This is a genomic window from Pseudomonas sp. S34 (assembly GCF_009866745.1).
GTDB lineage: Bacteria > Pseudomonadota > Gammaproteobacteria > Pseudomonadales > Pseudomonadaceae > Aquipseudomonas > Aquipseudomonas jessenii.
Genome location: NZ_CP019398.1, coordinates 6,197,695 through 6,222,883 on the forward strand (window position 1 = coordinate 6,197,695; position 25,189 = coordinate 6,222,883).

The 25,189-nt window shown below is 58.9% G+C and carries 24 protein-coding genes; 15 read left to right on the forward strand and 9 right to left on the reverse strand.

What is annotated here, in order from left to right:
• Positions 1-14 precede the first annotated feature (14 nt).
• Positions 15-1,823 (reverse strand): sodium-extruding oxaloacetate decarboxylase subunit alpha, encoded by a 1,809-nt coding sequence (gene oadA, locus PspS34_RS27910; RefSeq protein WP_150812700.1) that lies wholly within the window; start codon positions 1,821-1,823, stop codon positions 15-17.
• An 11-nt stretch (positions 1,824-1,834) separates the two neighbouring features.
• Entirely contained in the window at positions 1,835-3,250 is a 1,416-nt protein-coding gene (locus tag PspS34_RS27915; protein ID WP_150812699.1) for an acetyl-CoA carboxylase biotin carboxylase subunit, read from the reverse strand.
• A 191-nt stretch (positions 3,251-3,441) separates the two neighbouring features.
• Between PspS34_RS27915 and PspS34_RS27920 the strand changes: the two genes are divergently transcribed.
• Positions 3,442-4,404, forward strand: a complete 963-nt coding sequence (locus PspS34_RS27920; protein WP_154860864.1) for a LysR family transcriptional regulator — start codon at positions 3,442-3,444, stop codon at positions 4,402-4,404.
• Here PspS34_RS27920 and PspS34_RS27925 read toward each other — a convergent pair.
• Positions 4,346-4,555 (reverse strand): hypothetical protein, encoded by a 210-nt coding sequence (locus PspS34_RS27925; RefSeq protein WP_085723603.1) that lies wholly within the window; start codon positions 4,553-4,555, stop codon positions 4,346-4,348. The two genes, PspS34_RS27920 and PspS34_RS27925, sit on opposite strands and share 59 nt — an antisense overlap.
• Positions 4,556-4,774: 219 nt before the next feature.
• The gene (gene hexR, locus PspS34_RS27930) at positions 4,775-5,641 is read right to left on the reverse strand and encodes a transcriptional regulator HexR (RefSeq protein ID WP_007954250.1); all 867 of its coding nucleotides are present in this window, start codon (positions 5,639-5,641) and stop codon (positions 4,775-4,777) included.
• A gap of 348 nt (positions 5,642-5,989) precedes the next feature.
• Between hexR and PspS34_RS27935 the strand changes: the two genes are divergently transcribed.
• Positions 5,990-6,301, forward strand: coding sequence for a hypothetical protein (locus tag PspS34_RS27935; RefSeq protein ID WP_150812697.1), 312 nt, complete (start codon positions 5,990-5,992; stop codon positions 6,299-6,301).
• A gap of 80 nt (positions 6,302-6,381) precedes the next feature.
• On the opposite strand, the gene PspS34_RS27940 is transcribed toward PspS34_RS27935, so the two are convergent.
• Entirely contained in the window at positions 6,382-9,252 is a 2,871-nt protein-coding gene (locus tag PspS34_RS27940; RefSeq protein WP_154860863.1) for an EAL domain-containing protein, read from the reverse strand.
• 256 nt (positions 9,253-9,508) lie between these two features.
• Between PspS34_RS27940 and uvrD the strand changes: the two genes are divergently transcribed.
• The 4 genes from uvrD (at position 9,509) to PspS34_RS27960 (ending at position 13,892) form a co-directional block, all read left to right on the forward strand.
• Positions 9,509-11,692 (forward strand): DNA helicase II, encoded by a 2,184-nt coding sequence (gene uvrD, locus PspS34_RS27945; RefSeq protein ID WP_057712700.1) that lies wholly within the window; start codon positions 9,509-9,511, stop codon positions 11,690-11,692.
• A gap of 155 nt (positions 11,693-11,847) precedes the next feature.
• Positions 11,848-12,288 (forward strand): EamA family transporter, encoded by a 441-nt coding sequence (locus PspS34_RS27950; protein WP_154860862.1) that lies wholly within the window; start codon positions 11,848-11,850, stop codon positions 12,286-12,288.
• A gap of 179 nt (positions 12,289-12,467) precedes the next feature.
• Positions 12,468-13,346, forward strand: a complete 879-nt coding sequence (locus PspS34_RS27955; protein WP_057712698.1) for a Tim44 domain-containing protein — start codon at positions 12,468-12,470, stop codon at positions 13,344-13,346.
• 138 nt (positions 13,347-13,484) lie between these two features.
• The gene (locus PspS34_RS27960) at positions 13,485-13,892 is read left to right on the forward strand and encodes an SMI1/KNR4 family protein (protein WP_003187120.1); all 408 of its coding nucleotides are present in this window, start codon (positions 13,485-13,487) and stop codon (positions 13,890-13,892) included.
• A 22-nt stretch (positions 13,893-13,914) separates the two neighbouring features.
• Here the strand turns inward: PspS34_RS27960 and PspS34_RS27965 are convergent, their stop codons facing one another.
• Positions 13,915-15,678 carry a cation:proton antiporter gene (locus PspS34_RS27965; protein ID WP_057712697.1) on the reverse strand — a complete coding sequence of 588 codons (1,764 nt, stop codon included), beginning with the start codon at positions 15,676-15,678 and terminating at the stop codon, positions 13,915-13,917.
• Positions 15,679-15,967: 289 nt separating this feature from the next.
• On the opposite strand from PspS34_RS27965, the gene PspS34_RS27970 reads away from it, so the two are divergent.
• Entirely contained in the window at positions 15,968-16,450 is a 483-nt protein-coding gene (locus tag PspS34_RS27970; protein WP_057712696.1) for an acyl-CoA thioesterase, read from the forward strand.
• Between the two features lie 126 nt (positions 16,451-16,576).
• Here the strand turns inward: PspS34_RS27970 and pdxY are convergent, their stop codons facing one another.
• Positions 16,577-17,449, reverse strand: coding sequence for a pyridoxal kinase PdxY (pdxY, locus tag PspS34_RS27975; RefSeq protein WP_057712695.1), 873 nt, complete (start codon positions 17,447-17,449; stop codon positions 16,577-16,579).
• Positions 17,450-17,568: 119 nt separating this feature from the next.
• On the opposite strand from pdxY, the gene PspS34_RS27980 reads away from it, so the two are divergent.
• Positions 17,569-17,982: a DUF3301 domain-containing protein gene (locus tag PspS34_RS27980; protein WP_150812694.1), complete on the forward strand. Its 414-nt coding sequence runs from the start codon at positions 17,569-17,571 to the stop codon at positions 17,980-17,982.
• Between the two features lie 4 nt (positions 17,983-17,986).
• Here the strand turns inward: PspS34_RS27980 and PspS34_RS27985 are convergent, their stop codons facing one another.
• Entirely contained in the window at positions 17,987-18,958 is a 972-nt protein-coding gene (locus PspS34_RS27985) for a CobW family GTP-binding protein (RefSeq protein WP_154860861.1), read from the reverse strand.
• Positions 18,959-18,985: 27 nt separating this feature from the next.
• On the opposite strand from PspS34_RS27985, the gene PspS34_RS27990 reads away from it, so the two are divergent.
• On the forward strand, positions 18,986-19,342 hold the full coding sequence (locus PspS34_RS27990) for a hypothetical protein (RefSeq protein WP_057712692.1): 357 nt from the start codon (positions 18,986-18,988) through the stop codon (positions 19,340-19,342).
• A 15-nt stretch (positions 19,343-19,357) separates the two neighbouring features.
• Here PspS34_RS27990 and zigA read toward each other — a convergent pair whose 3' ends face one another.
• Positions 19,358-20,563, reverse strand: coding sequence for a zinc metallochaperone GTPase ZigA (gene zigA / locus PspS34_RS27995; RefSeq protein WP_154860860.1), 1,206 nt, complete (start codon positions 20,561-20,563; stop codon positions 19,358-19,360).
• Between the two features lie 142 nt (positions 20,564-20,705).
• Here zigA and PspS34_RS28000 point away from each other — a divergent pair, with 142 nt between their 5' ends.
• The 6 genes from PspS34_RS28000 (at position 20,706) to PspS34_RS28025 (ending at position 25,090) form a co-directional block, all read left to right on the forward strand.
• Positions 20,706-21,083 carry a glutamine synthetase gene (locus PspS34_RS28000; RefSeq protein WP_154860859.1) on the forward strand — a complete coding sequence of 126 codons (378 nt, stop codon included), beginning with the start codon at positions 20,706-20,708 and terminating at the stop codon, positions 21,081-21,083.
• A gap of 135 nt (positions 21,084-21,218) precedes the next feature.
• Positions 21,219-22,115, forward strand: a complete 897-nt coding sequence (gene folE2 / locus PspS34_RS28005) for a GTP cyclohydrolase FolE2 (protein ID WP_154860858.1) — start codon at positions 21,219-21,221, stop codon at positions 22,113-22,115.
• Positions 22,112-22,780 (forward strand): ATP-binding cassette domain-containing protein, encoded by a 669-nt coding sequence (locus PspS34_RS28010; RefSeq protein WP_154860857.1) that lies wholly within the window; start codon positions 22,112-22,114, stop codon positions 22,778-22,780. Before folE2 ends, PspS34_RS28010 begins: the two co-directional genes overlap by 4 nt.
• Positions 22,780-23,646, forward strand: a complete 867-nt coding sequence (locus tag PspS34_RS28015; RefSeq protein ID WP_150812687.1) for a metal ABC transporter permease — start codon at positions 22,780-22,782, stop codon at positions 23,644-23,646. The genes PspS34_RS28010 and PspS34_RS28015 overlap by 1 nt, the downstream gene beginning before the upstream one ends.
• 11 nt (positions 23,647-23,657) lie before the next feature.
• A complete protein-coding gene (locus tag PspS34_RS28020) occupies positions 23,658-24,533 on the forward strand; it encodes a metal ABC transporter substrate-binding protein (RefSeq protein WP_154860856.1) in 876 nt (291 codons plus the stop codon).
• Positions 24,530-25,090 (forward strand): carbonate dehydratase, encoded by a 561-nt coding sequence (locus PspS34_RS28025; RefSeq protein WP_057712685.1) that lies wholly within the window; start codon positions 24,530-24,532, stop codon positions 25,088-25,090. The genes PspS34_RS28020 and PspS34_RS28025 overlap by 4 nt, the downstream gene beginning before the upstream one ends.
• Positions 25,091-25,189: the final 99 nt, after the last annotated feature.

The following is a 25,189-nucleotide window of genomic DNA, read 5'->3' on the forward strand; positions in this document are numbered from 1 at the left end:
TCGAGGCTGTTAACTCAGCCTTCGATCTCGATCAGGATCTCGCCCGGGTTCACCCGGTCGCCCTTGGCCACGTGAATGGCGGTGACTTTACCGGCGATGGCTGCCTGGACTTCTGTTTCCATCTTCATCGCTTCGGTGATCAACACGGCCTGGCCTGCCTTGACGGTGTCGCCCTCCTTGACCAGCACGTCGACGATGTTGCCCGGCATGGTGGTGCTGACGTGACCCGGTGCAGTGGCTTGCTTGCGCTTGCTGCTGCCGCCGCCGACGAATTCGTTGAGCGGCTCGAACACCACTTCTTCCGGCATGCCGTCGATGGACAGGTAGAAGTGACGCTTGCCTTCGGCCTTGACGCCAACGCCGGTGATGTCGACGCGGTAGGTTTCACCGTGAACGTCGATGACGAACTCGGTCGGCACGCCTTCGCCACCGGCAGAGGCCACGCCACCCGCTTCAGGAATCGGCAGCAGAACCTCTGGCGTGAGGGTGCCAGCAGCGCGTTCCTCGAGGAACTTGCGACCGATGTCCGGGAACATGGCGAAGGTCAGTACGTCTTCTTCAGACTTGGCCAGAGCGCCGATGTCGGCACGCAGCTTGGCCATTTCCGGCTTGAGCAGGTCGGCCGGGCGAACGTCGATCACTTCTTCGCTGCCGATGGCCTGGCGACGCAGTTGTTCGTTTACGGTGCCCGGCGCCTTACCGTAGCCGCCTTGCAGGTACAGCTTCACTTCGTTGGTGATGGTCTTGTAGCGCTCGCCGGCCAGCACGTTGAAGAACGCCTGGGTACCGACGATCTGCGAAGTCGGGGTCACCAGCGGCGGGAAGCCGAGGTCTTCACGAACGCGCGGGATTTCGGCCAGCACTTCGCTCATGCGGTTGAGCGCGCCCTGCTCTTTCAACTGGTTGGCCAGGTTGGAAATCATCCCGCCCGGTACCTGGTTGACTTGAACACGAGTGTCGACGGAGGTGAACTCGCTTTCGAACTGGTGGTACTTCTTGCGCACCGCGTAGAAGTACAGACCGATCTCTTGCAGCAGTTCCAGGTTCAGGCCGGTGTCGAACTCGCTGCCTTTAAGGGCGGCGACCATCGACTCGGTACCCGGGTGGCTGGTGCCCCAGGCGAAACTGGAGATCGCGGTGTCGATGTGATCGGCACCGTTTTCGATGGCCTTCATTTGGCACATCGCGGCCAGGCCAGCAGTGTCGTGGGAGTGAATGAACACTGGCAGCGATTGCTCGGCTTTCAGAGCCTTGACCAGTTCGCCGGTGGCGTACGGGGTCAGCAGGCCGGCCATGTCCTTGATCGCCACCGAGTCGCAACCCATGGCCTCCATTTGCTTGGCCTGGTTCACGAACGCCTCGATGGTGTGCACCGGGCTGGTGGTGTAGGCGATGGTACCCTGGGCGTGTTTGCCGGCGGCTTTCACCGCTTCGATGGCCACGCGCAGGTTACGCACGTCGTTCATGGCGTCGAAGATGCGGAACACGTCGATGCCGTTGACCGCTGCCTTGGCCACGAAGGCTTTGACCACGTCGTCGCTGTAGTGGCGGTAGCCCAGCAGGTTCTGGCCGCGCAACAACATTTGCAGGCGGGTGTTAGGCAGCGCGGCGCGCAACTGGCGCAGACGCTCCCACGGATCTTCTTTCAGGAAACGTACGCAGGCATCGAACGTCGCGCCGCCCCAGCACTCCAGCGACCAGTAGCCGACTTTGTCGAGCTTGTCGCAGATCGGCAGCATGTCTTCGGTGCGCATGCGGGTGGCGAGCAGCGATTGGTGGGCGTCGCGCAGGATAGTGTCGGTAACGTGGATTTGTTTGCTCATTGTTCTATTCCTCACAGGCCTGCGTGGGCGGCGATGGCGGCGGCGATGGCCAGGGCCAGCTCTTCGGGTTTGCGCTTGATCGAGTAGTTGGTCAGTTCAGGGTGGCTTTCAACGAAGCTGGTGTTGAACTGGCCGCTACGGAATTCCGGGTTACGCAGGATTTCCTGGTAGTACGCGGCGGTGGTCTTGACCCCTTGCAGACGCATGTCATCCAGGGCGCGCAAGCCACGGTCCATCGCCTCTTCCCAGGTCAGCGCCCACACCACCAGTTTCAGGCACATCGAATCGTAGAACGGCGGAATGGTGTAGCCGGTATAGATCGCCGTATCGGTGCGCACGCCGGGACCGCCGGGCGCGTAGTAACGGGTGATCTTGCCGAAGCTGGGCAGGAAGTTGTTTTTCGGGTCTTCGGCGTTGATCCGGAATTGCAGCGCGAAACCGCGGTGCACGATGTCTTCCTGTTTCACCGAAAGCGGCAGGCCGGAGGCAATGCGGATCTGTTCGCGAACAATGTCGATGCCGGTGATTTCTTCGGTGATGGTGTGTTCCACCTGCACCCGGGTGTTCATCTCCATGAAGTACACCTCGCCCTCGGCGAGCAGGAACTCCACGGTGCCGGCGTTCTCGTATCCCACGGCCTTGGCTGCGCGCACCGACAGGTCGCCGATATAGGCGCGCTGTTCCGGGGTCAACTGTGGGCTTGGGGCGATTTCGATCAGCTTCTGGTTGCGGCGCTGGATCGAGCAGTCACGTTCGAACAAGTGCACCACGTTGCCGAAGCTGTCGCCAAGAATTTGCGCTTCAATGTGCTTCGGATTGACGATACATTTTTCCAGGAACACTTCCGCCGAACCAAAAGCCTTGGTGGCTTCGGAAATGACACGTGGGAAAGCCTGTTCGAGTTCTTCACGGCTGTTGCAGCGACGAATGCCGCGACCGCCACCACCGGAAGTGGCCTTGAGCATCACCGGGTAACCGATGCGATCGCCTTCGGTCAGAGCTTCTTCGATGCCCGACACGTTGCCTTCGGTGCCTGGGGTCACCGGTACACCGGCCTTGATCATGCTGCGACGGGCTTCGGTCTTGTCGCCCATGCGGCGAATCACTTCAGCCGACGGGCCAATGAACTTGATCCCGCGTTCGGCGCAGATCTCCGCCAGCTCGGCGTTTTCCGAAAGGAAGCCGTAGCCTGGGTGCAGCGCATCGCAACCGGTTTCCACAGCCAGGTTCACCAGCTTGCGCGGGTTCAGGTAACCGGCCAGTGGCTCGGCACCAATGCTGTGGGCCTCGTCCGCTCGCTTGACGTGCAAGGCATGACGGTCGGCATCGGAGTAGATCGCGACCGAGCGAATGCCCATTTCGGCGCAGGCACGTACGATTCGTACGGCAATCTCACCACGGTTGGCGATCAGGATCTTTGTTATCACTTGGAGTTTCCCTTGAGCCGGTGGTACCCACGACCTGCTAAACCCAGGTCGACGCGTGACCAAATGTTTCAATTTGGTCGCAGGTCCACACTAGCGTCCACAAGGGATTAACAAAAATGAATAAAAATTGGGTCGTGCATAAGTAAAGACTTATAGTTGATTCACCAGCCAGCGACGAGAGCGACCAGATAATGCGTAAGTCATTGATGCGTATGACTTTGCGGCAATTGCAGATCTTCAACGAGGTCTGTGATTTGCGCTCCTACAGCCGCGCGGCCGAGGAAATGTCGCTCACACAACCTGCCGTCAGCCTACAGATTCGTCAACTTGAAGAGCTGATTGGCCAGCCTTTGTTCGATTACGTCGGCAAAAAACTCTACATGACCGAAGCGGCTGAAGCGTTACAGCGGGCCAGTCGGGATATTTTCGGGCGCCTGGAAAACCTCGACATGCAACTGTCGGACATGCAGGGCTCGTTGCAGGGGCAACTGAAGCTGGCGATTGAATCCAGCGCCAAATACTTCGTGCCGCATCTGTTTGCCGCGTTCAAACGCCAGCACCCGGAAGTGAACCTGCAACTGACGGTGGTCAATCGCGGTCAGGTCATTCGGCGCCTGTCGGACAACCGCGATGACCTGGTGATCATGTCCATGGTGCCTCAGGACATGGGCCTGGAATTCCTGCCGTTCCTGAACAACCCGATCGTCGCCGTGGCGCCACCGGATCACCCGCTGTGCCATATGGGGCCGCTGCGCTTGCAGGATCTCGAGCCCTACACACTGCTGCTGCGTGAGCCAGGCTCAGGGACGCGGCTGGCGTGCGAAGAATATTTCAAAGAGAAGCGCGTGCACTTCAACCAGACTCAGGAAGTCTCGTCTGCCGAAGCTCAGCGTGAATGTGTACTGGCGGGCCTGGGCGTTGCGCTATTGACGCGCCACGCCCTGAGCCTTGAACTGGCAACCGGTGGGCTGATCGAATTGCCGGTCGAAGAACTGCCGCTATTCCGTAGCTGGTGCCTGGTGCAGGCCAAAGCAAAGCGCCTGTCACCGGTGGCTCACGCCTTCCTGGCGTTTATCCGTAGCGAACGGATTCAGATCAGCGCGCTGGTTGAGCGTTTCGACGGGAAGCTACGGGAGACGTCTGCCAGAAGTTAAGTTCCAGCTCTGGAAAATCGCCAATCTCGGCCAGAAGCTGACGGCGTTCGCAGCGATCTTCGATGGCGCGACGGAATTCCATGCGGCGCTGATCTTCTTGCTGACGACGGGTTTTGACAGCGCTGTTGCGTTCTTCGTAGGGCATGGCCATTTCGAGTCTCCCAAGGCGAGTACGGGAGTTTCAGGATAGGCACCGGGGATGACGATTTGGCGGCTCGGGCGTTACAAACTGATGAAAATTGCGGTGCATTCGAGGCCGCCATCGCGAGCGAGCTCACTCCCACTGGTTCTGCGGCGCGCATGATCAAATGTGGGAGCGAGCTTGCTCGCGATAAGGTCGGAACGACCTTCATGCAATCTCAGGCCTGGCTCAATCGTCCAGCGCTTTCACCGACTTGGGCGACAACCGCAAGCTGCGCAGGCTGCGCTTGACGCTCTTGAGGTGGTTGACCAGGCTCGGGCCACGCGCCATGGCCACGCCCATCGCCAGCACGTCGATCACCACCAGGTGGGCGATACGCGAAGTCAGCGGCGTATAGATTTCAGTGTCTTCATGCACATCGATCGCCAGATTGACCGTAGACAGTTCGGCCAACGGCGTCTGGCTCGGGCACAAGGTGATCAACGAGGCACCGCTTTCACGCACCAGGTTGGCAGTGATCAGCAGGTCCTTGGAGCGCCCGGACTGGGAAATGCAGATCGCCACGTCGGTTGGCTTGAGCGTCACGGCCGACATCGCCTGCATGTGCGGGTCGGAATACGCCGCAGCGGTGAGCAGCAAGCGGAAGAACTTGTGCTGGGCGTCCGCCGCGACCGCACCCGAGGCACCAAAGCCATAGAACTCGACACGCTGGGCCTGGGACATCAGCGTCACCGCCCGCTGCAATTCCAGCGGATCGAGTTTCTCGCGAACCTCCATCAGCGTATGCAGGGTGGTGTCGAAAATTTTCAGGCTGTAGTCAGCGACCGAATCATCCTCATGGATCGCAAACTGGCCAAAACTTGCACCTGCCGCCAGGCTCTGGGCCAGCTTCAGCTTCAGGTCCTGAAAGCCGGAACAACCGATGGCACGGCAAAAACGCACGATGGTCGGTTCGCTGATGCCCACGCTGTGGGCCAGGTCGGCCATGGAACTGTGCATCACGGCCGCAGGATCAAGCAGCACGTGGTCGGCGACCTTGAGCTCCGACTTGCGTAACAGGTGGCGAGACTGGGCGATGTGTTGCAGCAGATTCAAAGGGCTGGACTCTTTGTTATTGGCAGGTGCCGGGGATGTAGCACGCTTGTAGTTATACTACATGAATCGGCTTTTTGCCTGCTCAATGCGTTACCGAATCCCTCGATTTCAGGTGCGGACACCTCATGTAGCCCTCGTCGACAGATGTAAACCAGTGATCGATCAGGCCCACAAGAAAACGATAACCTCCGATCGAGCCACTGGAAGTTCAGATAACGACTAAATAACAAATAAAATCAAACATACAAACTTACATAGTCCAAGAACAAGTATCACCAAAAACAAAGCTGACCTTGCTACATTAATTGCGCAGGAGAAAAACAATTTATTAAAAAGGAATTAAATACAATGAGCATTCAAACAAAAAACTGGACTGTACAAATTGACCGCATGCCTGGCGCCGCTTCTTTTCGAGTATTCGGCACTGTAACCGTTGCCAACTCCGGCATTACACCCAAGCTGGTATTAAGCCAGGTACAGGACACTCCTTTTCTGCCTCTGGAGCTGGTCCTTGAGCGTACTGCTGATATTTCACTGCCGGTTTTAACAGACAAAATAGTAGAATACAAAGTGCTTGGAAACCACGCCCCAACCAGCGTTGGTATCTTTTACAACGGCGGATTACTGCATCACATCGATGAGATTGTAATCACCGACTAATTAGTTTTCATCCTTACGTAACACCGTGCCTCCCGCCGGTTAACTATTACCGCCGGGAGGCACGATATTACGATAGCAATTCATTCGACGCGTGGCTCTCTTAGCAAGGCTGCCAAGCTTTGCGCCTCCACCGGCCGACTGATCAGGTAACCCTGAACCTCGTCGCAGCGCTCACTCTTGAGAAACTCAAGCTGCTCCTGCCGCTCCACGCCTTCCGCGACGACCTTCAATGACAAGCCATGAGCCATGGCAATGATCGCCCGGGTGATCGCCGCATCCTCGGTGCCTTCCCCCAGCCCCCGGATAAACGCCTGATCGATCTTCACGTAATCCACCGGAATCCGCTTGAGGTAACTCAGAGACGAATACCCCGTGCCGAAATCATCGATGGCCAGCTTCACCCCCAGATCACGCAATTGCTGGAAGGTCGCGATGATATGTTCGACGCTATCGAGCAACTGGCTTTCAGTGAGTTCCAGCTCCAGCAGTTGCGGCGCCAGCCCGGTCTCCTCCAGCACCTGCCGCACCAGACTGACCAGCTTGCCTTGGCGCAATTGATGCACCGACAGATTGACCGACACCCGAATTGCTTCGAGTCCCTGCCGTTGCCACTCACAGGCTTGCCAGCAGGCCTGACGCAGCACGAACTCACCGATCGGGCCGATCAATCCGGTTTCTTCAGCCAGACCAATGAAATCCCCCGGCGGCACGCGGCCCATGGTCGGATGATCCCAACGCACCAAGGCTTCTGCGGCATTCAACCTGCCAGTGGCCAGGCACAGTTTCGGTTGGTAAAACACCTTCAGTTGTTTGTCTTCGATGGCTTTGCGCAAGTGGTTTTCCAGCTGTAAACGCTCCAACGTGCTGGCTTGCAAGCTGTCGGTGTAAAACTGGAAATTATCGCCACCCAGGTGTTTGGCGTGCTGCATTGCCATGTTCGACTGACTGACCAGTGCCGATACTTCCCGCGCGCTGTCCGGCAACAAGCTGATGCCCATCGACGCGCTGAGCACCAGCTCATGCCCGTCAATGCTCACCGGCAAACGCAACTTGTTCGCCAGACGAGTCGCCACTCTCGCCAGGCTCGAAAGGTTGCCGTAGGAATTGAACAGCACGGCAAACTCATCACCGGAAAGGCGCGCGATGGTGTCTGCTTCAGGCAATGCATTCACCAGTCGCCGGGCCATTTTCTGCAATAACTGATCGGCGACTTCATGCCCCAGGCTGTCGTTGAGTTGCTTGAACCGATCGAGATTGATGTGCAGCAACGCCAGGCTGCGATAACCGCCCTGCCGCACTCGTTGATGAGCCTCGTTGAGTCGTTCGCGAAACATCGCGCGATTGGCCAGACCGGTAAGTTCGTCGTAATGGGTCAGATAGCGCATACGCTGTTCGGACTCTCGACGAGCCGAGAGATCAGCGAAGAAGCCCACAATATGGCTCACGTTTCCTCGGGCATCGCGCACGGCATTCAGTTGCAGCCATTGCGGATACATCTCGCCGTTCTTGCGGGTTTCCACCAATTCGCCCTGCCAGCTGCCTTGCTGTTCCAGCGCCTGATGTATCGCGGCGTAATGCCTACGCGCATCGCGACTGCATGGCAACTCGACGACATTGCGTCCGATCATGTCGTCGATGTCATAACCGGTCACCCGACTGAAGGCTTGATTGATCGCGATCAGGACGTAGTTAGGATCGAAAATCACGATCCCTTCGCTGGCCGCCTCGAACACGGTCGCCGCCAATTGCCGCTGCTCTTCCAGACTTTTGCTGGCGCTGATATCGCGGCGAGTGCCGACCATGCGAATCACCCGGCCGTTGTCGGCACGCTCGACTGCCCGCCCGCGGTCCTCGATCCAGACCCAGTGGCCGTCGCCATGCCGCACGCGATACTCGATTTGATAGTCCTCGGTGCGGCCCTTCAAATGCTCGACCAGCGCCCTTTTCAGCGCAGGAAGATCCTCGGGGTGAAGGCGCGGCTTGAGGTGACGCAATATCGCCGTGACCTGTTCCGGCTCCAGGCCGAACAATTCCTGAATTTGTGTGTGATGGACTTCGTCGGTTTGCAGATTCCAGTCCCACAACCCCAACTCGCTGGCCTTCAATGCCAGCGCCAGGCGCGCCTCACTCTTGCTCAGTGCCTGATTGGCGGCGTCCAGTTCCAGGCTGCGCTGAGCGACTCGGTTTTCCAGGTCGACCTGGATCTCTCGCAATTCGTCCTCGGCACGTCGGCGCTGTTCTATCTCCTTGGCCAGCTTCTGATTGAGCTGATCACTGCAGCTTTGCGCCTGCTGCAGATGCTCGATCAGTGCCTGGTTCTGAAAGCGTCGCATCAAGCCCCGATCGATCAATCGATTGACTTGCCAGGCAACCACACTCAACGCACCGAGCAAGATCAGCCCGAACCAGCCCCAACCTTGCTGCTGTTCGTCAGCCCCCCAAAACATATAGGCGATGGCCGGCAACAGGCAGGGCAAGGTGAATGACAGGAAGGCCGGCAAGCTGACCGCATAAGCCACGCTGGCCGAGAGCGCTGCGGCACCGATGAGGCCGAAGACCCAGGCTTGCTGAATGAAGTTATCGGCGGGAACCAGGGCGATGCCGGCACCGGCCAGGGTCAGACCGGTGAGGCCGGAGCCCAGCAGAAACATCCGCCGCCAGATGGGATGGGCCTGACGGTTGGGAATGGCCGAATCAAAGGCTGCGACCTGAATCACCCGCAATGCCACCAATGACAACAACCACACCAGCCAGACACTGACCAGGAAATAGCGCTGCGGGCTCCAGAGCAAACCGGCACAGACCAGGCCATTGATCAGCATGAACAACGTGGGCAGCAGCGAGCCTTGATACAACAGGCGCGTGCGCTCGACCGCCATTTCCATGGCGTACTGTTTACGGATCACCCGGGGCTCCACAGTGGGGCCCGACAGGTCGAAGCTGAGGGTCATAGGCGATGTTCTTGTTCTTATAATGATGAGCATGTGCCCGAAACTGCTCGGAGCATACACAAGCAATTGCCCGGACCAAACTGCTGCTGATCAATAAATCGCCAATTTTTTCGGACGCCGATTCCACTGAAAATGCTGAAGGCACGCCCCGCCAATGCCTGCAGCCGATGACTGACCGGTCGTCCTTCGCATAACTTTCATCGGTTAAAGCGAAGCGGGGTTTGCCCGGTGTGTCGCGGCCCCCTAGAATGCCCCGATGCGCGATGATCTCTCCCTTCTGCTGAACTCCCTCAACGATGCCCAACGCCAGGCCGTAGCGGCCCCCGTGGGTCGTCAGTTGGTCCTGGCCGGTGCCGGTTCCGGTAAAACCCGAGTGCTGGTGCACCGTATCGCCTGGTTGATCCAGGTCGAAAACGCCTCGCCCCACTCCATCCTGTCGGTGACCTTCACCAACAAGGCCGCTGCCGAGATGCGCCAGCGCATCGAGCAGTTGATGGGTATCAACCCGGCCGGCATGTGGGTTGGCACCTTCCACGGCCTGGCGCATCGCCTTCTGCGGGCACACTGGCAGGAAGCGGGCTTAAGCCAGACCTTCCAGATTCTCGACAGCGATGACCAGCAGCGGTTGGTCAAGCGGGTGATCCGCGAGCTCGGCCTGGACGAACAGCGTTGGCCGGCCCGTCAGGCCCAATGGTTCATCAACGGCCAGAAAGACGAAGGCCTGCGCCCGCAACACATTCAAGCCAGTGGCGACCTGTTCCTGGCAACCATGCGCGGTATCTATGAGGCCTACGAGGCCGCCTGCCTGCGTGCCGGTGTCATCGACTTCTCCGAATTGCTGCTGCGCGCACTCGATCTGTGGCGCGATCACCCAGGCCTGCTCGCTCACTATCAAAAGCGTTTCCGGCACATTCTGGTAGACGAGTTCCAGGACACCAACGCCGTGCAATACGCCTGGTTGCGCCTGTTGGCCAAGGGTGGCGACAGCCTGATGGTGGTGGGCGACGACGACCAGTCGATCTACGGCTGGCGCGGCGCGAAAATCGAGAACATCTACCAGTATTCCGAAGACTTTCCGGACGCCGAAACCATTCGCCTGGAGCAGAACTATCGCTCCACCGCCGGCATCCTGAAGGCTGCCAACGCCTTGATCGCCAACAACACCGGGCGCCTGGGCAAAGAGCTTTGGACAGACGGTGGCGACGGAGAAGCGATCAACCTGTACGCCGCCTTCAACGAGCACGACGAAGCACGCTACGTTGTCGAAACCATCGAAAGCGCGCTGAAAACCGGCTTGTCTCGAAGCGATATCGCGATTCTGTACCGCTCCAACGCCCAGTCGCGGGTTCTGGAAGAAGCCTTGCTGCGCGAGCGCATTCCCTACCGTATCTATGGCGGTCAGCGCTTCTTCGAACGCGCCGAAATCAAGAACGCCATGGCCTACATGCGCTTGCTCGAAGGCCGCGGTAACGATGCTGCGCTGGAACGGGTCATCAACGTACCGGCCCGTGGCATCGGCGAGAAAACCGTCGAAGCGATCCGCGACCATGCGCGCCACAGCGATGTGTCGATGTGGGAAGCGATGCGCCAACTGGTGGCCAACAAAGGCCTGACCGGTCGTGCAGCCGGTGCCCTCGGCGCGTTTATCGAGCTGATCGAGAACCTCGCCGCCAAGTGCATGGAAATGCCACTGCACCTGATGACCCAGACCGTCATCGAGCAGTCGGGGCTGATCGCCTATCACGAAGCGGAAAAAGGCGAGAAAGGCCAGGCCCGGGTAGAAAACCTTGAGGAACTGGTCAGCGCCGCGCGCAACTTCGAAAACAGCGAAGAAGACGAAGACCTGACGCCATTGGCAGCATTCCTTGGTCATGCGTCGCTGGAAGCCGGTGATACCCAGGCCGACGAGCACGAAGACAGCATCCAGCTGATGACCCTGCACAGCGCCAAAGGCCTGGAGTTCCCTTACGTGTTCCTGGTGGGCATGGAAGAAGGCCTGTTCCCGCACAAGATGAGCCTGGAAGAACCCGGCCGCCTGGAGGAAGAGCGTCGTCTGGCCTACGTAGGCATCACCCGGGCCATGCAGAACCTGGTGATGACCTTCGCCGAAACCCGCCGCCTGTATGGCAGCGAGACCTACAACAAGGTGTCGCGCTTCGTACGCGAAGTTCCGAAAGGCCTGATTCAGGAGGTGCGGCTGTCCAACAGTGTCAGCCGTCCGTTCGGTGGCAACCAGTCGATGAGTGGCAGCAACCTGTTCAGCGGCAGCGAGATTCCGCAGACCGGCTTCAGCCTGGGCCAGACTGTGCGCCACTCGATCTTCGGTGACGGTGTGATCCTCAACTTCGAAGGCGCCGGGGCTCAGGCCCGGGTGCAGGTGAACTTCAGCGAAGGCAGCAAGTGGTTGATGCTGGGTTATGCCAAACTGGAAGCAATCTAAAGATCGTCGAAGGATCAATGTGGGAGCGGGCTTGCTCGCGAATACGGTGGATCAGTCTCTATCGATTCTGCCTGACACTCCGCTTTCGCGAGCAAGCCCGCTCCCACAAGGTTCTGTGTAGTCTCCAGGTTCATGTAAGCAATCAAGGAACCGTCATGGGCTCAGGCTTTTTTTCCTCCTGGACATTCTGGGCCCTGTTATCCGCGGCATTCGCGGCAATGACCGCCATTTTCGCGAAAGTCGGCATCGAAAACGTCAACTCCGACTTCGCCACCCTGCTGCGTACGATAGTGGTATTGGTCAGCCTGGCCTTGATTTTGTACGCCACGGGCCAATATCAGTCCTTGGGATCGATCTCTGCGAAGAGCTACCTGTTCCTGTTGTTGTCGGGCCTTGCCACCGGTGCATCGTGGATCTGCTATTTCCGCGCACTCAAGGTCGGTCCGGCGTCACTGGTTGCTCCAGTGGACAAACTCAGCGTGGTGCTGGTGGCTGTCCTTGGCGTTGTCCTGCTGGGTGAAAAACTCGACTTGCGCCAATGGGGCGGAATAGGCCTGATCACGGCCGGGGTGGTCATGCTTACCCTGCGACGCTAGGCAAGCGTCCTACAAGCCCTGTCCACTCATCTGACAGATCAAAGTCAAAAGGCCTTATTGCACGGACTGGAGCTGAACACGACCTGTCAGGCAAAAGCCCGAAACACTCTGCCGCTAGCCAGCAACACTTCACCTGTGCAACATGGCGCGCGTGCCTTCCACAAATGGGAATTCCCTTTATGAAACGTTTTCTTAGCATCGCCATGGCGTTGTGCATCGGCCTGACGATGAGTCTCGACGTCAATGCCGCCAAGCGCTTCGGTGGTGGCAAAAGCGCAGGCGCTGCGCCGACTCACCAGACCAGCCAGATGGCTCCTTCTTCTCCAGGCATGGGCGGCGCTGCGGCGACCGCTGGTGCTGCCGGTGCCGCTGGCGCTGCTGCCAAGGCCGGTGGCGCTTCGCGCTGGCTCGGCCCACTGGCCGGTATCGCGGCCGGTGGCCTGCTCGCATCCATGTTCATGGGTGACGGCTTCCAGGGCATGCAGATCTTCGACATCCTGATCATGGCCGTCATTGCGTTCCTGGTCTTCCGTTTTATCGCCGCCCGTCGTCGCAAGCAGCAGGAGCAGTACGCTCCGGCTGGCCACGCGCCGATGCAACGTGAGGCGTTCGAACAAAAGCCTGCCGGCGGTTCGATCTTCGGTGGTTCGGCAGCGCCTGTTGCCGCTCGCCCGGTGATCAACGCCCCAGCCTGGTTCAACGAAGGAAACTTCGTCGAAGCGGCACGCAATCACTTCCAGTCCCTGCAACAGCACTGGGACGCCAACGAAATGGACAAGATCGCCGAGTTCGTGACTCCGCAAATGCTGGAGTTCCTCAAGCGTGAACGTGCTGACCTGGGCGACGGCTTCCAGTCCACCTACATCGATAACCTCAATGTACAGCTGGACGGTGTGGACGATCGCGCCGACAAGACCATCGCCACCCTGACCTTCACTGGCCTGTCGAAAACCTCGCGTTTCGACCAGGGCGAAGTCTTCAGCGAAAGCTGGAACATGGAACGTGCACAGGGCGAAAACCAGCCTTGGCTGGTAGCCGGTATCCGCCAGAACGGCTGATCACCCTCCGCGTTTCACTTGTTGTAAACAAAACCCCGGCCCAGGCCGGGGTTTTCTATTTCGCGGTTGCATCTATAGCAAGCTACTGTATAAACCGCCCCATATAAACCGCGCCATACAAGCAAGAGGATCCCGGACGTGGAAGAAATCATCGAACAACTGCGTGAAGCCAACGAACCGGTACCGGTCCCCTTGGAGTTGCCCGACGAAGACCTGCTGGTCGAAATCGAAGAACAACTGTTCATCGACATTCCGTTCGTCTTCAGAGAATTTCTGCTGACCGTCAGCGATGTGGTCTACGGCAGCCTGGAACCGGTCACCGTGACCGACCCGCAATCCCACACCTACCTGCCCGACGTTGCCGCCAACGCCTGGGACGCCGGCGTCGATCGCAGCCTGATCCCGATCTGCCAGGACGGTGATGACTACTATTGTGTCGAAGAAGACGGCACCGTGGTGCTTTGGCAGGCCGAAGAAGAACTGATCGCCGAAGAGACCTGGGAGTCGGTTTGGCACTGGGCACGGGACGTCTGGCTGGAAAGCTGATCCAGTCAACGCCGCGGGGTGGTCAATGCCCGGACGACTCCTTGTGATTGTCGAGGGTTTCCAGCAACGCCACCTGCATCCGCGTATGCACACGAATGAACCAGCGCCATAGCAGCGCCGCCACGGCGGCCGCGACCACGGCGATCAGTACCAGCAACTTGTTGGTCGGCAGAATACTGGCCGACAAGGCTGCCAGCAGAAAAAAGATCACCAGCAGCGACAGGATCGGGATCACTTCGGCGATCACCCGGCGCACTCGCTGCGTGTGGCGCCCGGCCATCTCCGGTTTCACGCCCATTTCCGCGAGCAACATCGACAGCGCCTTTAGCTTACGGTACGCCGCAATCAAAAAAGGCAGCGATAACAACAGCGCCCCGCCCCAGATCAACGCCTTTTGCCAGCTCGGATCGCTGATCCAGCCTTGCAGGTAAGCCGACATGCGTTCGGCGAAGTAAGCGCCCGAAAAGAAGATCGCGATCACCAGCGCCAGATTGACGCCCACCTGCAGCAAGATCCTGCGAATCATGGATGCCAATAACGCACCCTCACCCTGCGGCTGGATGCTGCGCAGCCATTCGCCATACATCCCCAGCACCCGCCCCAAGCGTTCTGGCATCGCGCTGGCGAGCTTGATCGACAATGGATCGGCCGCACGGATCAGATAAGGCGTCAGCAGGGTCGTGATCACCGAAACCGCCACAGCCACGGGGTATAAAAAGTTACTGGTGACCTGCAACGTCATGCCCAGTGCCGCGATGATGAAAGAGAATTCGCCAATCTGTGAAAGACCCATCCCGACTCGCAGTGAGGTACGTCCGTCATTGCCGGCGATAAATGCACCAAGGCCGCAGGACAACATCTTGCCGAGCACCACGGCTACGGTGATTACCGCGATTGGCCAGGCGTACTGAAGCAGGATTGCCGGATCGAGCATCAGCCCGATGGCCACAAAGAAAATCGCACTGAAAAGATCGCGAACCGGTTCAATCAAACGCTCGATTTTCAGCAGTTGCCGGGATTCCGCCATGATCGCGCCGATCAGGAATGCACCGAGGACCATGCTGTATTCAAGCTTGACCACTAGCAGGCAGAAGCCAAAACACAGGCCCAGCACCGTGATCAGCAGCATTTCGTTGCTTTCGAATCTGGCGACGTAGGCCAACAGCCGCGGCACCATCAGGATGCCAATGACCAAGGCGACGATCATGAACAGCGACAGTTTGCCGACCGTGGAAAACACTTCGCCGGAGCTGACCGTACCGCTGACTGCGATGCTGGACAGCAGCGCGATGATGCCGATGCCCAGAATGTCTTCGACGATCAGCACTCCGAATATCAACTGGGCAAACCGCTCGTTTTTCAGCTTCAGATCATTGAGCGCCTTGACGATGATGGTGGTCGAGGAAATCGCCAGGATCGCGCCGAGGAACAGTGAATCCATGGTGTTCCAGTCGAACCAGCGACCGATCTCGTAGCCGATCCAGATCATCAGCACGATTTCCAGGAATGCCGCGATGAATGCCGTGGCACCGACCTTGAACAACTTGCGCAGGCTGAACTCCAGGCCCAGGCAGAACATCAGGAATATCACACCGAGCTCGGCCAGGGTCTTGATGGTTTCTTCGTCGTGGATCAGGCCGAATGGCGGGGTGTGCGGGCCAATGATGAAACCGGCGACGATGTATCCCAGTACCACCGGTTGTTTCAGGCGATGGAAGACCACGGTGACCACGCCTGCGATCAACATGATCACTGCCAGATCCTGAATGAAACTGATGGCATGCATGGCGTGAGACTCCCTGGGTGGTATTGCTCGATCCCCGGACGCAGGAAAAGTCTGATCGAGCAGAACAAAAATCGGAATTGCACGTAGGAAATGCCCTTGAGGCGGGGCTTTTTTGCAGGGTAACACCGCGACTTCTGGCAGAAAGGCGGTGCAATATATGGAAACAGATCGATCCGGCGTGACGGCGACCCGGCACCCGGCGTCCCGATAACTGTTGGTTTGAAAAAAAACCGCCGAGGCACCCGCAGAGGTGCATCCCTCAAACCTGGCCTTGACCCGTGAGAATGCTATGGAACCCGGAAACGCCCAGCTGTCGATGACGGTATTGATGACCCCCGACATGGCCAATTTCTCTGGCAATGTTCACGGCGGCACCCTGCTCAAATACCTCGACGAAGTGGCCTACGCCTGCGCCAGCCGTTATGCCGGCCGCTATGTGGTGACCTTGTCGGTGGATCAGGTCATTTTCCGTGAGCCGATCCATGTCGGCGAACTGGTGACCTTCCTGGCCTCGGTCAACTACACCGGCAACACCTCCATGGAGGTGGGCATCAAAGTGGTGACCGAGAACATCCGCGAACGCTCGGTGCGCCATACCAACAGTTGCTTCTTCACCATGGTCGCGGTGGATGAGCAGCGTAAACCTGCATCGGTACCACCGCTGCAACCGCAAAACAGCGAAGACAAGCGCCGCTATATGCAGGCCCAGCAGCGTCGGCAGATTCGTCAGGAGCTGGAAAAGCGCTATCAGGAAATCAAGGGCGACGCCTGAGCTGGTCTGTCAGGCTGATGGTGTTCGTTAGATAGCCATTCGCGAGCAAGCCCGCTCCCACACTGGATCTATGCAATACCGAAGATCAAATGTGGGAGCCTGCTCGCGAATGGGGGCAACGCAGAATCAAAGGCTGATCGAGGTCGCCTCGAACCGCACCCGCGGATGGGCAATCCGGTCCTGAGCCCGAACCAGTTCCAACTCGTAGCTGGCACAAGCCTGGGTTTCCAGCAGCACTTCATGCACCGCCGATGCCGTGAACTCGAACGCGGCCACCAGGCTGTCGCCCAGCAGCACACGCGCCAGGAACAGGCCGGACGTCAGATCGCCCACGCCCACCGGCTGACGCGGGAACGCCAGCAACGGGCGCTGCAAATGCCAGCTGCCTTCGGCCGTCACCAGCAGCATCTCGAAGACCTCAGCAGACTTGCCTGGGTAGTCCAGATGCTTGACCAGCACCGCTTTCGGACCGCGCACCAGCAATGCACGCGCCATTGCCAGGCAATCGAACAGCGATTGCGGCTTGCGTCCGGAGAAGCTGTCCAGCTCCAGCTGGTTCGGGCACATGAAGTCCGCCACGGCGGCGGCCTCCTCCAGCAGAAAATCACTGACCTCCGCCGGAACACTGCAGCCCTTCTCCGGATGCCCCATGACCGGGTCACACAGGTACAGCGCCTTGGGGTTCATCGACTTGATCCGCTCCACCCCCGTCAGGATCGCCCGGCCCTGGGCCGCACTGCCGAGGTAACCGGAGAGCACCGCATCGCAGTTGCCCAGCTCGCCAATCGCCGCGATGCCTTCGACCAGGTCAGGTATCTGGTGCGGCGCCAACACTTCACCGGCCCACTGACCGTACTGGGTGTGATTGGAGAACTGCACGGTGTTGAGCGGCCAGACATTCACCCCGACCCGTTGCATCGGGAAAACCGCGGCACTGTTGCCGGCGTGACCGAATACCACGTGGGACTGGATAGCGAGCAAATGCGGTGTACGTTTCATGCGGTGGATTTCCGTAAAACGATTGAAATTCTAGCCGCGCAGTATGCGACTAAACGCAGCCTGTACGACAGACCAGCGACACAGTTAAGCTGACACTATCTTGTTGGAGCACCCTGTTGATGCTGACCCTTGGAAATATATTCGTGCTGATGCTGTTCGCCACTGCCGGCGCATGGCTATGGCACAACCACGGCTTGCGCGAGCGCGCGCTGGAGCGGGTCAAGCAGCATTGCGGCAAACTCGGGATCGAATTGCTCGACGGCAACGTGGCCCTGAAAAGAATCGCGTTCATCAGGGATGCCAGTGGTCGGCGACGCCTGGCCCGTGTGTATAACTTCGAGTTCACCGTGACGGGCGAAACCCGCCACAACGGTACCATCACCCAATTCGGCGCTCACAGCGCACAGATTGAGCTCGCGCCCTACCCGGTCCCGTTCGACGAAACCGAACCGGTGGTCGAAGTGGCGAAACCTCGCGCGCAAGTGATCGAGCTGAGCCAGTGGCGTCAGGAACACACCAAGTGGCGACCTTGAGCCATTAACCCGATCCGGATCGGCACGCTGCCAGCTCACGCTGCAGTCGTTCTGCGTTCTGCGTTTCACTGAAAATCAGCTCGATACGCGAATCCTGCCGCCATTCACTGGGCTGCCAGTCCAGCACCGAGTTATCCACAGCGTTCGCCGAGACCCACCCGTGGGCGCTGTGGATAACCAGCTTCGCCCGCTTCCAGCCAAGGCAGTCAAGCCACCGGCCAACCAGAGCGGCATCAAATACCTGGCTTGGGTGCCAACGCCATCCGATGCTCCAGCCTCCGTCCTGTTCCTGACTCAAGCAAATGGGCAACGCGGGATCACTCCAGACCGCCGGCAGCTGCGCCAATCCCTTGGGCAAGACGAAGTTATCCACACCTGCCAGCGCTTTGGCATGCAGCCCCGGCAACTCGCTCAAGGGTAAAGCAGCCTGTTGCGTCCAGCACAGGGGGAGCGGCGGCAATTGCCCGGTGATTCGCTGGCGGCTTTCTTCTTCGAGCCCTTCAGACTTGTTCAACAGTAATAATCCCGCATAGCCCATCGCCTGCTGTTGAACATCCGGCAGCGGTTTGCCCGCAGCGAGCGACTGGGCATCCAACACCAGCACACAAGGCTGGACAGCCAACACGCCTTGCCACGGCGCTTCGCTCAATTGCCTGAGCAGCTGCGCCGGATGCCCCAGCCCCGAGGGTTCGATGAACAGCCGATCCGGTTGTGCCTTGCGCAACAAGCGCCCAAGACCAATCTGAAACGGCGCACCGTTGACGCAACACAAGCAGCCCCCGGCCACTTCCCCCAGTGCGATACCATCGGCGTCCTGGGTCAGAAGCGCAGCGTCGAGACCGATCTGGCCAAACTCGTTGATCAACACCGCCCACCGCTCGCCAGCCGGGCGCTGGGCCAGCAGGTGCTTGATCAGGCTGGTCTTGCCGGCACCCAAGGGGCCGGCAATGACATGGGTGGGGATATTTTGCAGCATGGTTGATGATTTCTGAGGAGGTGGTGGATGCGGTTGATTGGCTTGGCGTTGCTCCTGGCACTCGTTTCAAGCGAAACGCTGGCCCAGGCTTGTGTGGTTCATAGCCAGGGCGAGCGACTTGATGTCCAGGTTTGCCAGCAGAACCGCAATATCCCGCCAAAACTCTTCGCCGATGGTTTCTGCCAACCGAACCTGGCTGGGCAGAAAGTCGACGTGCAGTATGTCGATCAATGTCCCGGCGGCGCATTTGGAATCTGCAGCAACGCCCAAGTCGCCAATATGCCCTACCGACAGGATATTCACTATTACGGCGTTGCCACCGACGCGGCGTATTTGCAGCCGTACTGCGAGGCCCAGAGCCAGGGCAGCTGGCTCAGGCCCTGAAGCGCCAGCAGAGGATCAGGCAGCCTCTTCGTACCAAGGGCCGAATGGATCAGGCAGCAAATTCCAGCCCTCTACGCCCAGCGCCATTTCCTCATCGGTCAGCAGGCATGCGTCCAGCTCGGCCGCAAGCTGCGTGAAGTCGATGTTCTGGCCGATGAAAACCAGTTCCTGACGACAGTCCCCGCTGTCAGCGGTCCAGTTTTTCATGATCCCGGCGGTACTTTCTTCGTCTTGCGGCCATTGGTTTTTCGGTACGAAACGCCACCAGCGTCCGGCAAAGCCATAGCGCATCAAACCACCGGCCTGAGACCAGCTGCCGGCATCCATGTGCTTGCTCGCCAGCCAGAAAAAGCCCTTGGAGCGCAGCAGTTTGCCGTTGTCCCAAGGACCGTCGATGAAGTTGAAGAAACGCTGTGGATGGAACGGTCGGCGAGCCCGGTAAGCACTGGAAGCAATGCCGTATTCTTCGGTTTCCGGCACATGCTCGCCGCGCAGCTCCTGCAACCATCCCGGTGCCTGGGCAGCCTTTTCGAAGTCAAAACGACCGGTGTTGAGAATCTTGTTCAAGGGGATTTCACCCATCGACATCGCAATGATTTCCGCCCTGGCGTTGAGCCGTTCAAGTATGGCGATCAACTCCTCACGCTGGTGGCTGCTGATCAAGTCGATCTTGCTGAGCAAAATCACATCGGCGAACTCGACCTGCTCAATCAACAGATCGGTAATCGAACGTTCGTCTTCCTCCCCTAAGGTTTCTCCTCGGGAAGCCAGGCTTTCGGCAGCCTGGTAATCGTGCAGGAAGTTCATGCCATCGACCACCGTGACCATGGTGTCCAGACGTGCGATGTCGTTGAGGCTCTGGCCGTTTTCATCGCGGAAGGTGAAGGTTTCCGCCACCGGCAGCGGTTCGGAAATACCGGTGGACTCGATCAGCAGATAGTCGAAGCGACCCTCCCTGGCGAGTTGGCTCACTTCCTCCAGCAAATCTTCACGTAACGTACAGCAAATACACCCGTTACTCATTTCCACCAACCGTTCTTCAGCCCGATTAAGGCTGACATCGCGCTGAACTTCGGTGCCATCGACGTTGATTTCGCTCATATCGTTGACGATGACTGCAACCCGTAAACCATCGCGATTACGTAGTATGTAATTAAGAAGTGTACTTTTTCCGGCACCAAGAAAGCCGGAGAGAACGGTCACGGGGAGTCGATTGGACATCTGTATATTCCTCACAGGGATGCCCGGTCGCTGTGTCGGGCTTACACAATGTTATACTGTAACAACATCAATAAACCAGCCCCTCTTGCTCAACAGGGCAAACGACAGGATGCTGAACGCCGCTACCCTCGTGAGAAAGCCCATGCGCAACGCCCTTAAACCCGTATTGATCATGCTCTCCCTGCTGGTGGCTGCCGACGCGATGGCACAGGTCCCGAGCCTGGCCAAGTGCACTCGCAGCGCCAACCTGCTGGCCTGCGTGGATGCGGATGGCAACGCCTACAGCGTCAATACCGCCGGAAGCACGATCTATTTGCGGGGTTTCGAAGTAGCCGGAAAACGCTATTGGGCACAGACCAGCAGCCGCTACGGCCAGCTTACGTTTTTCACCGGTATCGCTTCCGACGGCGAGACCTGGGTTGGCTACAACCAGCGCGTCGGCTGGACCACGATCAACCGGTTTTCCAGCTCCGGCGGAAGCAGCGCCAGGTTCACCTGCAGCCGGATCGCTGGCTGTTAGGCCGGCTTGTTTTTCTGCTCTTGCTGCCAGGCAAATGACGTCTGTGCATGATGAAGACCTGTTCATGAAAAAGGCATCGTCGACTTGATCGTAATACTATAACATTACCAATCAACTCCCACGATGGACCTGCTCATGAATGCGCTGACTCTGCCGGATATCGCCGCGCAGGCCTCACGCCAAGCCCTGCCACTGGAGTGGGTGGGCATGTGCGGCATTGCTCTTCCCGTTTTGTTTGAGGGCCAACGACTGAATGCAAAGGCCGATGCCGGCGTGAGCCTCGACGATGGCAACGCGCGTGGCATTCACATGTCACGGCTCTATCTGGCACTTGAATTGTTGGAACAGGAAAGCCTTTCAGCGGCTTTATTGCGGCGGGTTTTGCAGCGTTTTCTTGAGAGCCATGAAGGGCTGTCCAGCAGCGCCCACTTGACCCTTCACGCCGATTTGTTGCTGAAAAGGCCCGCGCTAATCAGTCCATTGGCGGGCTGGAAAAGCTATCCGATCAGCATCGAAGCACGTTTGAAAAACGCAATGTTCCACGTGGAACTAAAAATCGAGGTGCCTTATTCCTCAACCTGCCCGTGTTCTGCTGCTCTTTCTCGACAGTTGATTCAGCAGCAGTTCGTCGATGATTTCACCAACAAGCCACTGCAACACGCCGACGTTTTAGCGTGGCTCGGCTCCACGAATGGCATCGTCGCCACACCTCACAGCCAACGCAGCAGCGCAAAGTTGCGCGTACGGCTGGCTGATTTTTTGGACGAGTTGCCTCTGATTGCCGTCATCAATGACGCTGAAGCCGCACTCGGCACAGCCGTTCAAACAGCGGTAAAACGCGCCGACGAACAGGCCTTCGCCCTCGCCAATGGTCAGAACCTGATGTTCTGTGAGGACGCCGCACGCCGCTTGAATCTGGCCCTGAAGCGCTCCACGGGCATTAACGCCTTCCACATTCGTGTGATCCACGCCGAAAGCCTGCACGCCCACGACGCCGTAGCCGAAAGCCGTTTCAACTGGGAGGTCGCATGATCGGTTGCCACGCCTTGCGCTGGGGCGCACCGGGGCAGCCACTGACGCCAGCGCTGGACTTCGAACTGTCGAAGGGCAGCCTGACTGCCATCATCGGTGCGAACGGCTCCGGGAAAAGCAGCCTGCTGAAGGTCATCGCCGGCTTGCAAAAACCGTTGGCCGGAAAGGTTCGACTGGATGTTCCACTCAAGGGCGGTGTGTCGTTCCTGCCCCAGCAACAACACTTGGACAGGCAATTTCCGATCAGCCTTCAGGCATTGGTCGCCGCCGGTTTCTGGGGCAACAAACAATCACCGGTAATCCGTAGCCAACGACTGGCAACCGTCCTCGAAAACTGGTGCCTGAATGGCCTGGAAGATCGACCCTTGATGGCCCTTTCCGGCGGCGAATTGCAACGCGCCCTGCTCGCCCGATTGAGCCTGACAGACGCACCCGTGCTGTTGCTCGATGAACCCCACGCGGCCCTCGATGAACTCGGTCAGGCATTGCTCTGGAAACACATACACGATTGGCACCTCGACGGCCGGACACTGGTGGTCGTTTGCCATGACCTCACCGCTGTTCGCGAGCACATCCCACATACATTGCTGATCAAAAGCAGCGGTTGTGTATTCGGCCCGAGCGCCGAACTGATCCGCCAACAACCTCAATCGCAGGTGGCCTGATGATCGCTGCCGCGCATCTCTGGCAACCGTTCCACGAATTCGTGTTCATGCGCCGAGCGCTTCTCGGTGGATTGGTCCTGGCATGCAGCACGGCGCCCCTGGGGGTATTTCTGATCCTCAGACGCATGAGCCTGATCGGTGATGCCGTCGCCCACGGCATCCTCCCCGGTGCGGCGTTGGGTTTCTGGTTTGCCGGGTTGAGCCTCCCTGCGTTGACCATCGGTGGCCTCGGCGCGGGTCTGAGCATGGCAGGCCTCGCAGCCTGGATTACGCGACGCACCGGCCTGCGAGAGGACGCCAGCCTTGCGGCGATCTACCCGATTTCCCTGGCCGGTGGCGTGCTGATTCTCGGCATCGCCGGCAAACGCCTGGACCTGTTGCACCTGCTGTTTGGTTCCGCGCTGGCAGTCGACGGCCCGACCTTGACCGGCATGCTTTGGGTCTCGGGCCTGAGCCTGATGGCCATGGCACTGATCTACAAACCACTGCTGCTCGACACCCTCGACCCGCTTTTTCTGCAAACCGTCAGCCGACTCGGCCCACTGGCCCACGGCGTATTCCTGACGCTGGTGGTGTTGAATCTGGTCATCGGCTTCCAGGCGATCGGCGCGTTGATGGTAGTCGGCCTGATGATGTTGCCTGCCGCCGCGGCACGTTTCTGGAGTCGCCGCCTGCCAATACTGATCGTCGTCGCCACCGTGCTCGGCAGCCTCTCGGTATGGCTCGGTTTATTGATCTCGTTCTATTACTCGCTGCCCAGTGGCCCGGCAATCGTGTTGGTGGCCGGCGGTGGATATCTGTTGTCCGTGGTGTTTGGGCCGGTGCACGGCTTACTGCGCCACCCGCCTTTGCTCACATCCCAATGAGGTGTTAACCGATGCGCGCTTTACTTGTGCTGTTCAGCTTGATGGTGTCGATGTCGCTGTCCGCCGCCGAAAAACTTCAGGTGGTCACCAGCTTCAGCATCCTCGCCGACATGACCCGGCAGGTCGGCAAGGATCACATCCAGATCACCAACATGGTCGGCCCGGACGCGGATGCGCACACGTACGAGCCGACACCGGACGATGCCAAAGCGCTGCTCAAGGCCAGGCTCATCATCAAGAACGGCCTGGGTTTCGAGCCCTGGCTGGATCGCCTGGTGACAAGCACAGAGACTCGGGCGCCGGTCATCAGCGCAAGCCACGGTGTCATACCCCGTAGCCTGGATGAAGACGGTAAAACCGTTCCCGACCCGCACGCCTGGCATAACCTGGCGAACACCGAGCTGTACATCACCAACATCACCAAAGCGCTGATCGCCGCTGACCCGGCGAACACCGCCGACTATGAGCGCAACAGCAAGCTGTATCTGAAACAGGTCTACGCCCTGCTCGCCGAAGCCAAGGCCAAACTCGGCTCACTGCCACCGGGCAACCGCAAGGTCGTGACGTCCCATGATGCCTTCGGTTATCTCGGCCAAGCCTACGGCATCGAGTTCATGGCGCCTCAAGGACTCTCAACCGAGCGCGAGCCTTCAGCCGCCGAAGTGGCCGCACTGATTACCCAGATTCGTCAGGCCAAGGTCAAGGCGGTGTTCATGGAAAACATCAAGGACGCCCGCCTGCTCAAGCAGATCGCGGATGAAAGCGGCGCTCAGATCGGCGGCACGCTGTACTCCGATGCCCTGGCGGCGAGTGGTCCGGCCAGCACCTTCACAGGGTTGTTCGAGTACAACCTCAACACCCTTTACAACGCGCTGAGCAAGCCATGATCCGCAAGAACCCCTCTGGAGATTTACCGCTGATTGCCGAATCGGCCTACGTCGACAAGACGGCAATCATCTGCGGCAAAGTGGTGATCGGGGAGAACGTGTTCGTCGGCCCCTACGCGGTGATACGTGCTGACGAAGTCGATGACTCGGGCGACATGCAGCCGATCACCATCGGCGCCAACTCGAACATCCAGGACGGCGTGGTGATCCACTCCAAATCCGGTGCGGCGGTGACCATCGGCGAATTCAGTTCCATCGCCCACCGCTCGATCGTTCATGGGCCCTGCACCGTTGGCAATCGAGTGTTCATCGGCTTCAACAGCGTGCTGTTCAACTGCGTGGTCGGTGACGGTTGCGTGGTGCGGCACAACTCGGTGGTCGATGGTCGTGACCTGCCTGAAGCTTTCTACGTACCTTCCACCACGCGGATCGGCCCCAACACCGACCTCTCGCAATACCCGCCGGTGAGCGTCAGTGCTTCGGAATTTTCCGAAGATGTGGCGCGCACCAACGTCGACCTGGTACGCGGCTACAAGGCCCTGCAAAACGAGTTCTGAGCATGAGTAGCGTGCTGATTCGCAATGCCCGCGTTGCTGGAACCGGTCGCGGACCAGATTTTGCCGATCACCACACTGGTGGCCAAAACCAGCCATCGT

Bases quoted from the DNA above. Each gene is read 5' to 3' on its own strand.
- folE2 (WP_154860858.1), top strand. From the start codon at position 21,219: ATGAATGCGCTGACTCTGCCGGATATCGCCGCGCAGGCCTCACGCCAA.
- PspS34_RS27950 (WP_154860862.1), top strand. From the start codon at position 11,848: ATGGGCTCAGGCTTTTTTTCCTCCTGGACATTCTGGGCCCTGTTATCC.
- pdxY (WP_057712695.1), bottom strand. From the start codon at position 17,449: ATGAAACGTACACCGCATTTGCTCGCTATCCAGTCCCACGTGGTATTC.
- uvrD (WP_057712700.1), top strand. From the start codon at position 9,509: ATGCGCGATGATCTCTCCCTTCTGCTGAACTCCCTCAACGATGCCCAA.
- PspS34_RS27920 (WP_154860864.1), top strand. From the start codon at position 3,442: ATGCGTAAGTCATTGATGCGTATGACTTTGCGGCAATTGCAGATCTTC.
- PspS34_RS28025 (WP_057712685.1), top strand. From the start codon at position 24,530: ATGATCCGCAAGAACCCCTCTGGAGATTTACCGCTGATTGCCGAATCG.
- PspS34_RS27955 (WP_057712698.1), top strand. From the start codon at position 12,468: ATGAAACGTTTTCTTAGCATCGCCATGGCGTTGTGCATCGGCCTGACG.
- zigA (WP_154860860.1), bottom strand. From the start codon at position 20,563: ATGTCCAATCGACTCCCCGTGACCGTTCTCTCCGGCTTTCTTGGTGCC.
- PspS34_RS27980 (WP_150812694.1), top strand. From the start codon at position 17,569: ATGCTGACCCTTGGAAATATATTCGTGCTGATGCTGTTCGCCACTGCC.
- PspS34_RS27985 (WP_154860861.1), bottom strand. From the start codon at position 18,958: ATGCTGCAAAATATCCCCACCCATGTCATTGCCGGCCCCTTGGGTGCC.
- PspS34_RS28010 (WP_154860857.1), top strand. From the start codon at position 22,112: ATGATCGGTTGCCACGCCTTGCGCTGGGGCGCACCGGGGCAGCCACTG.
- PspS34_RS27925 (WP_085723603.1), bottom strand. From the start codon at position 4,555: ATGGCCATGCCCTACGAAGAACGCAACAGCGCTGTCAAAACCCGTCGT.
- PspS34_RS28020 (WP_154860856.1), top strand. From the start codon at position 23,658: ATGCGCGCTTTACTTGTGCTGTTCAGCTTGATGGTGTCGATGTCGCTG.
- PspS34_RS28015 (WP_150812687.1), top strand. From the start codon at position 22,780: ATGATCGCTGCCGCGCATCTCTGGCAACCGTTCCACGAATTCGTGTTC.
- PspS34_RS27970 (WP_057712696.1), top strand. From the start codon at position 15,968: ATGGAACCCGGAAACGCCCAGCTGTCGATGACGGTATTGATGACCCCC.
- PspS34_RS27990 (WP_057712692.1), top strand. From the start codon at position 18,986: ATGCGGTTGATTGGCTTGGCGTTGCTCCTGGCACTCGTTTCAAGCGAA.
- PspS34_RS27935 (WP_150812697.1), top strand. From the start codon at position 5,990: ATGAGCATTCAAACAAAAAACTGGACTGTACAAATTGACCGCATGCCT.
- PspS34_RS28000 (WP_154860859.1), top strand. From the start codon at position 20,706: ATGCGCAACGCCCTTAAACCCGTATTGATCATGCTCTCCCTGCTGGTG.
- PspS34_RS27940 (WP_154860863.1), bottom strand. From the start codon at position 9,252: ATGACCCTCAGCTTCGACCTGTCGGGCCCCACTGTGGAGCCCCGGGTG.
- oadA (WP_150812700.1), bottom strand. From the start codon at position 1,823: ATGAGCAAACAAATCCACGTTACCGACACTATCCTGCGCGACGCCCAC.
- PspS34_RS27965 (WP_057712697.1), bottom strand. From the start codon at position 15,678: ATGCATGCCATCAGTTTCATTCAGGATCTGGCAGTGATCATGTTGATC.